Origin of the sequence: Streptomyces sp. NPDC102402, assembly GCF_044765765.1 — a bacterium.
In the GTDB taxonomy this organism is placed as follows: Bacteria; Actinomycetota; Actinomycetes; order Streptomycetales; family Streptomycetaceae; genus Streptomyces.
The window spans coordinates 11467-22972 of sequence record NZ_JBIWKR010000008.1; the positions used below are offsets into that span (position 1 = coordinate 11467).

The 11506-nt window shown below is 72.4% G+C and carries 8 protein-coding genes; 4 read left to right on the plus strand and 4 right to left on the minus strand.

Features of this window, described 5'->3' with window-relative positions; genetic code table 11:
- Positions 1 to 243: 243 nt before the first annotated feature.
- The 4 genes from ACIRJR_RS22850 to ACIRJR_RS22865 all read right to left on the minus strand — a co-directional run bounded on the left by ACIRJR_RS22850 (position 244) and on the right by ACIRJR_RS22865 (position 5827).
- Complete coding sequence (locus ACIRJR_RS22850) at positions 244 to 2661, minus strand: DUF3488 and DUF4129 domain-containing transglutaminase family protein (RefSeq protein WP_403783695.1); 2418 nt, start codon at positions 2659 to 2661, stop codon at positions 244 to 246.
- A complete protein-coding gene (locus tag ACIRJR_RS22855) occupies positions 2658 to 4031 on the minus strand; it encodes a DUF58 domain-containing protein (protein ID WP_403783697.1) in 1374 nt (457 codons plus the stop codon). Before ACIRJR_RS22855 ends, ACIRJR_RS22850 begins: the two co-directional genes overlap by 4 nt.
- Positions 4031 to 5068, minus strand: coding sequence for an AAA family ATPase (locus ACIRJR_RS22860; protein ID WP_403783699.1), 1038 nt, complete (start codon positions 5066 to 5068; stop codon positions 4031 to 4033). The genes ACIRJR_RS22855 and ACIRJR_RS22860 overlap by 1 nt, the downstream gene beginning before the upstream one ends.
- A gap of 189 nt (positions 5069 to 5257) precedes the next feature.
- Entirely contained in the window at positions 5258 to 5827 is a 570-nt protein-coding gene (locus ACIRJR_RS22865) for a beta-class carbonic anhydrase (protein WP_403783701.1), read from the minus strand.
- A 408-nt stretch (positions 5828 to 6235) separates the two neighbouring features.
- Between ACIRJR_RS22865 and rsmH the strand changes: the two genes are divergently transcribed.
- The 4 genes from rsmH to ACIRJR_RS22885 are packed head-to-tail and all read left to right on the plus strand — an operon-like array spanning position 6236 to position 11503.
- A complete protein-coding gene (gene rsmH / locus ACIRJR_RS22870; RefSeq protein WP_403783703.1) occupies positions 6236 to 7201 on the plus strand; it encodes a 16S rRNA (cytosine(1402)-N(4))-methyltransferase RsmH in 966 nt (321 codons plus the stop codon).
- Between the two features lie 40 nt (positions 7202 to 7241).
- Complete coding sequence (locus ACIRJR_RS22875; RefSeq protein WP_403783705.1) at positions 7242 to 7763, plus strand: septum formation initiator family protein; 522 nt, start codon at positions 7242 to 7244, stop codon at positions 7761 to 7763.
- A 4-nt stretch (positions 7764 to 7767) separates the two neighbouring features.
- On the plus strand, positions 7768 to 9759 hold the full coding sequence (locus ACIRJR_RS22880) for a peptidoglycan D,D-transpeptidase FtsI family protein (protein WP_403783707.1): 1992 nt from the start codon (positions 7768 to 7770) through the stop codon (positions 9757 to 9759).
- A 16-nt stretch (positions 9760 to 9775) separates the two neighbouring features.
- Positions 9776 to 11503: a UDP-N-acetylmuramoyl-L-alanyl-D-glutamate--2,6-diaminopimelate ligase gene (locus ACIRJR_RS22885; RefSeq protein WP_403783709.1), complete on the plus strand. Its 1728-nt coding sequence runs from the start codon at positions 9776 to 9778 to the stop codon at positions 11501 to 11503.
- Positions 11504 to 11506 lie beyond the last annotated feature (3 nt).

Genomic DNA, 11506 nt, shown 5'->3' on the forward strand with positions numbered 1-11506 from the left:
GTCCAGCGCCCAGCCGTGTCCCAGCGCCCAGCCGTGTCCAGCGTCGGTCCGTGCCCTGCGCCGGCCCCTGCCGTAGCGCGCCGTCCCCTGCCGCAGCCCGCCGTCCCTGCCGCAGCCCGCCGTCCCTGCCGTAGCCCGCCGTCCCGGCTGCGGCATTACGGCCACCTGAACAGCCCTGGGGACCGGCCGGCCGAAGCCGGTCCCCGCGAACCGGTCCGCCCGCCGGTCCTCGGATCGGGCGGATCAGCCCTGCTGCCGTGACGGCCGGCGCAGCCGCGCCGCCCAGCGGTCACGGCCCACCCGGTCGGACCATCGGCGGCCGAGTTCCGCCCTGCGTTCCGAGAACGCCCACATCACCCGAACAGCCGAACGGGGCGCGAGTGTCGCCCGCAGCCTGCCCCAGCGGCCCGTGGATGCCCACAGCCCCGCCCGGACCGTGCGCACGTCCTCGGCCGGTGCGGAGTCCGTGCCGGGCTCGGGTGCGTAGAGCACCTGCTCCACCGCCCCCGCCAGCCGGTGGACCGCTGCCACCGCCGGGCCGTCCAGGCCGCCCAGCCGTACGACACGGGCGGCGGCCTTGCGAGGGGTCTGCGACTCGTCCGGCGCGATGCCGTGATCCCAGGCCGTATCGGTGATCTCCCGCCAGGCGGCCATCACCCTGGCCGCGGCATCCGCGGCGGTACGCCCTCCGGAGGAGCCGAGCCGCCTGCCGCGGACCCGTATTCTCAGGAGCATCGGCACCAGCGGAAGGGTGAGCACCACCAGGGCACCGAGCACCCACAGCACCGCCGTGCCCGCCGGAGTGCCGGAATCGCCGGAAGCCACCGCACCGGGAGCCGCGGACGCACCGCACTCACCCTGTCGGCGCATCTGCGCCGGACAGGACTCCGAGGCCGAGGGAGCGGCCGTCGGGGCAGCGGTCGTGCCGTCCGTCGGCAGGGCGGGATCGCTCGGGTTCTGCGAGGGCACGTCCGGCCGTGTGTACTCCGGGGTGCTGCCCCGGGACGGCGTCGGCTCGAAGCGGGTCCAGCCCACCCCTTCGAAGTAGAGCTCGGGCCAGGCGTGCGCGTCCCGCAGCCCCACCGACACCGACCCGTCCGCCTGGACCGTGCCCGGGGCGAAGCCCACAGCGACCCGGGCCGGAATGCCCAGGGTCCTGGCCATCGCGGCCATCGTGAAGGAGAAGTGGACGCAGAAGCCCTCCCGGTCCTTCAGGAACCGCTCGATCGCCGCGGTGCCCGTACCCGACGTCACCGTCGTGTCGTACCGGAAGCCGCCCTCCGAGGCGAACCAGTCCTGCAGCTTCACGGCCCGCTCGTAGGCGTTGGCGGAGCCCGCGGTCACCCGCTCGGCGGTCTCCTCGACCACGTCGGGCAGCGACCGGGGGACCCGCGTGTACTCACGCGCCACCTCCGAGCGCGGGGCCGTCGACCCGGCGAGCTGGGCGGCCGTCGGCTCCACCACCAGGCTGCTGACCTCGTACCGGGCGCCGCGCGTCGTCTGGCCGTCGTCGCCGACGAGGGTGCGCCCCTCGGGTTCGTACCGCCAGCGGCCCTGGACGTCGACCTCGCTCGCCGGGAAGGGGAGGGGCAGATAGGTCTGCTGGTACGAGGCCGACGCGGAGATGTTCGTCCGGATCTCGGTGACGGCCACATCGCTCGCCAGCCCCGTGGGCTGCGGCAGCCTGTCCGGGACGTCGCTCAGCCGGCGGGTCGAGGGACGCCACTCGCCGCCGTTGAACTCGTCCAGTGCCTGGATGCGCAGATAGAAGCCCTGCGGGTCGTCGGAGTTGGTGCGGTACGACATCACCTCCCGGTTCTCCGGCTGGTTGAGGTTGTTCTGCAGCGAGACCAGCGGGTTCACCGCGGAGATCGTGCCCCCGCCGCTGCCCCGGCCCGACCCGCCCGTGCCGCCCAGCAGCCCGCCGTCCAGCGCCGGCAGGGCGGCGGGTACGGCCAGCGCGACACCCAGCGCCACCACGCCGATGCGCCGTCCCGTGCGGAGGGGCGCCACGGCGTGCCCGGCCGCGTCCAGACCGGCCGAGAGACCGCCCGACGCACGGGACACGCCACCGAAGACCCGGCCCCACCGGGACAGCCGGTCCCTGCCCTCGGCGAGCAGGAGAAGCAGATATCCGCACGCCGCGAGGAGGAACCAGATCCATCCCGCCCCACCGTCGGAGAGCCCGGCCGCGACCGAGTAGAGCGCGAGCAGGGGCAGGCCGGCCGGAGCCGCGGCACGGAAGGTCACCGCGAGGACGTCCACGGCGAGCCCGATCAGCAGCACTCCGCCGATCAGCATCAGCCGGATGCCGTCCGTCTCCGGTGCGGGAATGGCGTACCTGCCGACGTCGTCCGCACCCACGGTCAGCAGCCCGGCGAGCCGTTCGACCGCCTGAGGGCCGGGCAGCACTCCGAACAGGGCGTGATCCCTGGCGAACGCCACGGTCAGTGTCAGCAGCGTGGTGAGGACCTGGAGCGAGACCGTGAGGATCCGCGCCAGGCGCATCCGGCGGGCCAGCGCGCCCACACCGCTCTGCAGGGCCAGCAGGAACGCCGCCTGAAGGACCCACTTCGACGTCTCCACCAGGGGCAGCAGGGCCCCCGCGGCCATCGCCGTGGCCGCGAAGGCGCACAGCGCCAGTCTGGTACGCCCGCTCATGACCATCCCCCGGAGAGCCCCGTCGTCGTTCCGGCCCCGGAGGGCTGCGCGCCGGAACCCTCCGGCCCCGCCTGCTGCCACAGCCGGGCGAGCTCCGCCCCGGGCCGCACCGCCATCGCCGTCCATCCCGCCTCGCGCAGCAGCCGCAAGCGGTCGGAGGCCGGCGCGGGAGGCGCGGCTTCTCCGCCGCGCGCCCAGTCGTCACCGTCGAGCACGAACGCCACCGCTCCGCGGCTCCGCCGGCGCATTCTGGCCGCCACCGCCGTCTGCTCCTCGTCGAGATCGCCGAAGAACGCCACCAGCAGGCCCTCGTTGCTCCCGCGCAGCACGTCGTGGGCGCGGGAGAGACCGCCTCCGTCGGAGTGGTCGACGACCGCGAGGGTGTCCATCATCAGGCCCGCCGACGCCGCGGACTCCAGGGCCGAGCCGGCGAAGCCGTCGGCACTCTCACCCGGCACGATGCTTCCCTCATCGGTGAGCAGCCGGACCGCGAAGCCGCGCTCCAGCATGTGCGCCAAGGCGGACGCTGCGCCGGACACCGCCCATTCGAAGGCCGATCCGGGGCCGGCGCCGGCATAGGCGATCCGCCGGGTGTCCAGCAGGACCGTGCACCTGGCCCGCTGCGGCTGTTCCTCCCGGCGCACCATCAACTCGCCGTAGCGCGCGGTGGAGCGCCAGTGCACCCGGCGCAGGTCGTCGCCGTGGCGGTAGCCGCGCGGAATGATGTCGTCCTCGCCGGCCAGGGCCAGCGAACGCTGCCTGCCGTCGCCGTATCCGGAAGCGTCCCCGCCCAGCCGGAGCGCGGGAAGCGGTTCGGTACGGGGGATGACGACCAGGGTGTCGTAGGCGCTGAAGGAGCGCGTCAGCTCGCACATCCCGAACGGGTCGCTCAGCCGCAGCTGCAGGGGGCCCAGCGGGTAGCGCCCGCGCAGATCGGACCGGACCCGGTAGGACACCTCTCGTACTCCGCCCGGCTCCACCCGGTCCAGCACGAACCGGGGGCGGGGGCCGAGGACGTACGGAACGCGGTCCTGGAGCATGAGCAGGCCGGTGTGCAGCCGGGACACGTTGTCCATGCGCAGGTGGACCCGCGCCTCCGAGCCGGCCGGGACCCGGGACGGCGACAGCCGCCGGCTGCCGGCCACCCGGTAGCGGGTGCGGTAGAGGACCGTGGCGGAGACCAGGGGCAGCACCGCCAGCAGCATTCCGACCCGGAGCAGGTCGCCCTGGCCCAGCACGTAGGCACAGACCGCCGCCGCGATGCCGGCGGCGAGGAAGGACCGCCCGCGCGTCGTCAGCCCGCCCAGAGCCGCCCGCAGGCCGCCCTTGTCGTCACTGTCGTCCACGGGGCCGGGTGCTCCGGCCGCCATCACAGGTGCCGTGCGCCGGGCTGACGGCCGTACACCGGGCCGGCGGGCCGGGGCTGAGCGGTGGCCTCACCGTTCGACGTCGGCACCGGCGTCCGCTGCAGGATCTCCAGCACGACCTGCTCGGCCGTACGGCGGTTGAGCTGCGCCTGTGCCGTGGGCAGCAGCCGGTGGGCGAGCACCGCGACCGCCAGGGCCTGGACGTCGTCCGGCAGGGCGTAGTCCCGCCCGGCCAGCGCGGCCGACGCCTTCGCGGCGCGCAGCAGATGGAGGGTGGCCCGGGGCGACGCCCCGAGTCTGAGGTCAGGGTGCTGACGGGTGGCGGCGACCAGTGTCACGGCATATCGCCGGACGGCTTCGGCCACATGGACCGAGCGCACCGCGTCGATCAGCTTCACGATGTCGTGGGCGTGCGCCACCGGCTGCAGGTCGTCCAGGGGCGAGGCTCCGCCGTGCACGTCGAGCATCTGGAGCTCGGCCTCGGCGCTGGGATAGCCGATCGACACCCGTGCCATGAACCGGTCCCGCTGCGCCTCGGGGAGGGGGTAGGTCCCCTCCATCTCCACCGGGTTCTGGGTGGCGACGACCATGAAGGGATCGGGCAGTTCATAGGTCTGCCCGTCGATCGTGACCTGGCGTTCCTCCATCGACTCCAGCAGCGCGGACTGGGTCTTGGGCGACGCGCGGTTGATCTCGTCGCCGATCACGATCTGGGCGAAGATCGCGCCCGGCTTGAACTCGAAGTCCCGTCGCTGCTGGTCGAAGATCGAGACCCCGGTGATGTCCGACGGCAGCAGGTCCGGCGTGAACTGGATACGCCGCACCGAGCAGTCGATGGACCGCGCCAGCGCCTTGGCCAGCATTGTCTTGCCGACGCCGGGCACATCCTCGATGAGGAGGTGCCCCTCGGCGAGCAGCACGGTCAGCGAAAGCCGTACGACCTCAGGCTTGCCCTCGATCACACCCTCGACCGACCTGCGTACCCGCTCCGCTGTGGTGGTCAGATCTGTGAGGCTCGCTCGATCGTCATAGGTCGTCACCCGGCCCTCCTCGGCCCTTGTGCACGGACCGGCGCACAAAGCACCAGGCCCGCCCCGAAATACGGACACTCTCCGGAGGACCCGGAGAGATGTCACACCCGCATTCTTGTTGCCGTTACCGCTTCGTGTCACTCGCCTGTGGACAAGTGGGCGCGATATGCCGGATGTGGCCCGTATGTCGAGGGGGCGTCAGGAGGTGGGGGCGGGCAGGATCTCGCGCAGCTCGCCCGTCGTCACGTCGAAGACGAAGCCGCGGACGTCGTCCGTGTGGAGGAGGAACGGGGAGGTGCGCACGCGCTGCATGGACTGCCGCACGTCCTGGTCGGCGTCGGAGTACGCCTCGACGGCCCAGGACGGGCGCTGGCCGACCTCGCGCTCCAGGTCCTGCCGGAACTCCTCGGTGAGGGACTCCATGCCGCAGTTGGTGTGGTGGATGAGCACGACGCTGCGGGTGCCGAGCGCCCGCTGGCTGATGGTCAGCGACCGGATGACGTCCTCGGTCACGACGCCCCCCGCGTTGCGGATGGTGTGGCAGTCGCCGAGCTCCAGGCCGAGCGCCCGGTGGAGGTCCAGGCGGGCGTCCATGCACGCCACCACGGCGACACGCAGTACCGGCCGCGCGTCCATGCCCGGATCGGTGAACGCCTTCGCGTAACGCGTGTTCAGCTCGACGAGGCGGTCGGTGACCGTCCCTCCGGTGCGGGCATCGGCGCTGGTGGGGGAATCGGTCTCGGCGGAAGAGTGCGCAGAAGTCGACATGAGGACGACGTTAGTCGCCACACCCGATCCTGGCGTGCTGCGGAAGGGGACAAAGAACGTCAACGGGGCTTGTTGTGAGGTAAACCACAAGCTTCACGTCCAGGCGTCCGGCCGGGTGAGGTCGTCGCACCGCCGCGGCGGTGCGACGCGCTGCCCGGTTCGTTGATCGGGAATGGATCGAATGGCAGGGTGGACTAAAGTGACGCGAAGTTACCGACACGCCTGCACATTCTGCATATTTTTACATGTTTCGACCTCCCCGTGATGTGCGGCGTACGTGCGGCCCGGCCCTCTCCCGCTCGCTGGTCGGCCGACGCCCCTTCCCCGGCGCCGGCGGACCTCCCCTTCCGGGCGGGCGGGGACCCGACCGCACGTGCGGCCACACGCGACAGAGCCTGAGAGGGCGCTTTGAGCCAGACCCGACACGTCCCGGTGATGCTCCAGCGATGCCTGGACCTGTTGGCCCCGGCTCTGGAGGCGACAGGACCGCTGCCACCGGTCGTCGTCGACTGCACCCTCGGGCTCGGCGGGCACAGCGAGGCCCTGCTCGCCGCCTTCCCCACCGCCCGGCTCGTCGCCCTGGACCGTGACAAGGAGGCGCTGCGGCTCTCGGGTGAACGGCTGGCTCCTTACGGCGACCGGGCCACCCTGGTGCACGCCGTCTACGACGAACTGCCCGAGGTCCTGGAGCGGCTGGGGATCCCCAAGGTCCAGGGCGTCCTGTTCGACCTCGGCGTCTCCTCCATGCAACTGGACGAGGCCGACCGGGGCTTCGCCTACGCCCAGGACGCACCGCTCGACATGCGGATGGACCAGACCACCGGCATCGGCGCGGCCGAGGTGCTCAACACCTACCCGCCGGGCGAGCTCGTGCGGATCCTGCGCGCGTACGGCGAGGAGAAGCAGGCCAAGCGCATCGTCTCGGCCGTCGTGCGCGAACGCGAGAAGGAACCCTTCAGCAACAGCGCGCGCCTCGTCGAGCTGATCCGTGACTCCCTGCCGCAGGCCGCCAAGCGCACCGGCGGCAATCCGGCCAAGCGGACCTTCCAGGCCCTGCGCATCGAGGTCAACGGCGAACTCACCGTCCTGGAGCGCGCGGTCCCGGCCGCGGTGGCGAGCCTCGACGTCGGTGGCCGGATCGCCGTCCTCTCGTACCACTCGCTGGAGGACCGGCTCGTCAAGCAGGTCTTCGCGGCCGGCGCGGCCAACACCGCGCCGCCCGGACTGCCCGTGGTCCCCGAGCGCTACCAGCCCCGGCTGAAGCTGCTCACCCGCGGAGCCGAACTGCCCACGGAGGAAGAGGTGGCCGAGAACAGGCGGGCCGCGCCCGCCAGGCTGCGAGGCGCCCAGCGGATCCGCGCGGAGGAGCGATGAGCGTGCCCCGCCGGACACGGAAGAGGACGGTGGCGCCGCGGTGACCAGGACGGCCGAGCAGATGAAGGGGCGGGCCGGCCGGCTCGCCCGGCTGATGCCGTCGGGGCCGAGCACCGCCGCCCGTACCCCCTTCGTCCTGCTGGTCGTGCTGCTGCTCACCGGTGGCCTGATCTCGCTCCTTCTGCTGAACTCCGCGCTCAATGAAGGATCGTTCAGGCTGAGCAAGCTGAAGCGGGAGACCACCGAGCTCACCGACGAGCAGCAGGCCCTGCAGCGGGACGTCGACGGCTACTCCGAACCCGACGCCCTGGAGCGCCGGGCCAGGGAACTCGGCATGGTGCCCGGCGGCAGCCCCGCCTTCCTCGACCCGGACGGCACGGTGCGGGGCGTGCCCGAGCAGGCGACCGCCCAGCCGTCCCCCACCACTGCCCCCGCACCGGGGACGAGCGCCGCCGAACCCCCGGATACGGCCGCCCCGCCCGCGTCGGTGCCGCCGCCGGCACCGCCCGCGACGCCGTCCACGACCCCGACCACACCGCTTCCGACGAGCTCCGGCAGGTGACGCAGTGCCGTCCAAGGAACCGCCGCGCCGCCGCGTCCCCGGCCCCGCGCGTCCCCGAAACGCGGCCGGCGGAACAGGACGTCCCCGGCCCGCCGCCCGCCCCGACGCGCGCCGCCCCCGCCGCCCGGCGGCCGCGAAGCGACGCGGCGGGTCGCCGCAGTCCATCAAGCTGGGCAGCCCGCGTCCCCGGCTGCGCCTGATCAGCCTCTGCCTGACCCTCGTCATGCTGGCGTTCGTCGTCCGGCTCCTCCAGGTCCAGGCGGTCGACGCGAGCACGTACGCCGCCAAGGCCGAGAAGAACCGCTACCTGGAGTACGCGATCGCCGCCGAGCGCGGCGAGATCACCGACCGCAGCGGTATCGCCCTGGCCACCAGCGTCGACGCGCACGACATCACGGCCGACCCGCAGCTCTTCACGCCCGAGATCAGCAAGGCCCCCGACGCGCCGCAGCAGGCGGCCGCCCTGCTCGCCCCGATCCTCGGCAAGGAGGAGGCGGAACTGGCGAAGAAGCTCGCCACCCCCAAGAGCCGCTACGAGGTGCTCGCCCGGCGGCAGACCCCGCAGGTCTGGAAACAGATCAAGGACCTCAAGTCCGTCTTCGCGGAGAAGGCCGGCGAGGACAGGGCGAACGGCGGTCCCGGAGCCAACGTGCTCGCCGGAGTCCTCCAGGAACCCACCACCAGGCGCGTGTACCCCAACGGCGACCTGGCGGCCGGGATACTGGGCTTCGTCAACGCCGAGGGCAAGGGCGGCGGAGGCCTGGAGGCGCAGCTGAACAAGCAGCTCCGTGGCGAGGACGGCAAGATCCGCTACGCCCAGGCGGGCGGCCGCCCCGTCCCGACCGCCGGCTCCACGGAGATCCCGGCCGTCGCCGGCACCGACGTCGAGCTGACGATCGACCGCGACATCCAGTGGGCGGCCCAGCGGGCCATCGCCGACCAGGTCGAGAAGTCCGCGGCGGACCGCGGCTACGTGGTCGTCCAGAACGCGAAGACCGGCGAGGTGCTCGCCATGGCGAACGCCCCCGGCTACGACCCCAACGACCTCGCGCAGAGCAACTCGGCCGCCCTGGGCAACGCGGCCCTCCAGGACGTCTACGAACCCGGCTCCACCAGCAAGGTCATGTCCATGGCCGCGGTACTGGAGGAGGAGGCCGCCACGCCCGGTACGCACGTCACGGTGCCCAACAGGCTGCACCGGGGCGACCGGCTCTTCCGGGACGACATCGACCACCCCACCTGGTACCTCACGCTCAACGGCGTACTCGCCAAATCGAGCAACATCGGCACCATCCTGGCCACCGGCCAGCTCGGGAAGACCCAGGCCGAGGCCAACAAGGTCCTCTACTCCTACCTGCGCAAATTCGGTCTGGGCAGCACCACGGGGCTCGACTACCCGGGGGAGTCGCCCGGCATCCTCGCCAAGCCCCAGGACTGGTCCACCTCGCAGCAGTACACGATCCCCTTCGGCCAGGGGCTCTCGCTCAACGCCATGCAGGCCGCCTCGGTCTACCAGGCCATCGCCAACGGCGGGGTCCGGGTCGAGCCGACCCTGGTGCGCGGCACCAAGGACGCCGGCGGGCGCTACACGGCGTCCGAAGCTCCCGAACGCACCCGGGTGGTCAGTGAGAAGACGGCCAGGACCCTGGCGAAGATGCTGGAGTCGGTCGTGGACGACGAGGAGGGAACCGGGACCAAGGCCCACATCCAGGGCTACCGGGTCGCGGGCAAGACCGGCACGGCCAACCGCGTCGACCCCGTACGCGGCATCTACAAGGGCTACACCGCGTCCTTCGCGGGCTTCGCCCCTGCCGACGATCCGCAGATCACCGTCTACTGCGCCATCCAGAACCCCACCAAGGGCAGCTACTTCGGCGGCCAGATCTGCGGCCCGATCTACAAGAAGGTCATGGAGTTCGCCCTGAAGACCCTCCAGACCCCTCCCTCCGGCAGCGATCCAGCGCGGCTGCCGGTGTCCTTCAAGCCCGGCGAGTAATTCGGGGGAACCCTCAGTGACGACCATCACCCCTGATCCCTGGAACCGGAACGAGAAGTACCGCGACCCCGGCCCCTCACTTCGCGAGAGGCCGGGTCCGCCCGGTACGCTCACCGCCGTGCCCCACGCTGATCAGTGCCAAACCACTCAGAAGGACGCGCCTGTGAACTACCCGGGAGCGCCCCGACCGGACCGGCTCAGGCCGACGTCCCTCGGAGAGCTGGCAGCCCGGCTCGGTGCCGGACCGCAGGATTCCGGTGAGGTCACCGGCATCACCCACGACTCCCGGGCCGTGCGCCCGGGCGACGTGTACGCGGCCCTGCCCGGTGCCCGCTTCCACGGCGCCGACTTCGCGGCCCAGGCCGCGGGCCTCGGCGCCGCCGCGATCCTCACCGACCCGGCCGGCGCCGAACGCGCCGCCGCCACCGGCCTCCCGGTCCTCGTCACCGACGACCCGCGCGGCCGGATGGGCGACATCGCCGCCGAGATCTACGGACGGCCGGGCATCGGCCTCCTCCAGATCGGTATCACCGGAACATCCGGCAAGACCACCACGGCGTACCTCGTCGAGGGCGGGCTGCGCGGGGCCGGACGCAGCACCGGACTGATCGGCACCGTCGAGATGCGGATCGGCGACGAGCGCATCAAGTCGGAGCGCACCACCCCCGAAGCCACCGACCTCCAGGCCCTGTTCGCCGTCATGCGCGAGCGCGGGGTCGAGGCGGTCGCCATGGAGGTCTCCAGCCACGCCCTGGTCCTCGGCCGGGTGGACGGCTGCGTCTTCGACGTCGCCGTGTTCAACAACCTCAGTCCGGAGCACATGGAGTTCCACTCCGGGATGGAGGACTACTTCCAGGCCAAGGCGCAGCTGTTCACCCCGCAGCGCAGCAAGCTCGGTGTCGTCAACTTCGACGACGAGTACGGCCGCAGGCTGGTCGACGAGGCCTCCGTCCCGGTCGTCACCTTCTCCGCGGAGGGCCACCCGGACGCCGAGTGGCGGGCCGAGGACGTGGAAGTCGGCCCCCAGGACAGCACCTTCACGGTGATCGGCCCCAAGGGTGAGCGCGTCACCGCCCGTGCCCCGCTGCCCGGCCCGTTCAACGTCGCCAACACCCTCGCCGCGATCGTCACCCTGGCCGTCGCGGGCGTGGACCCGCAGACCGCCGCCGACGGCGTCGCGGCCGTCCCCGGTGTGCCCGGCCGGCTGGAACGCGTCGACGCCGGACAGCCGTACCTCGCGGTCGTCGACTACGCGCACAAGACCGACGCGGTCGAATCGGTCCTGCGGTCCCTGCAGAAGGTCACCGAGGGCCGGGTGCACGTCGTGCTCGGCTGCGGCGGCGACCGGGACACGACGAAGCGCGGCCCGATGGGCGCCGCGGCGGCACGGCTCGCCGACACCGCCGTACTGACCTCCGACAACCCCCGTTCCGAGGACCCCCTCGCGATCCTCGCCGCGATGCTCACCGGCGCCGCGGAGGTGCCCGTCCACGAGCGCGGCGACGTGCTCGTGGAGGCCGACCGGGCCGCGGCCATCGCCGCCGCGGTGGCCCGGGCCGAGCCCGGCGACACCGTGCTGGTGGCCGGAAAGGGACATGAGCAGGGCCAGGACATCCACGGAGTGGTGCGTCCCTTCGACGACCGGAAGGTCCTGCGCGAGGCCATCGAGCGCTCCCTGGGGCGCACGAGCGCCCGGCGCGCCCCCGAGGACCTCGTACACACCCAGAACAACAGTCAGGGATGACCA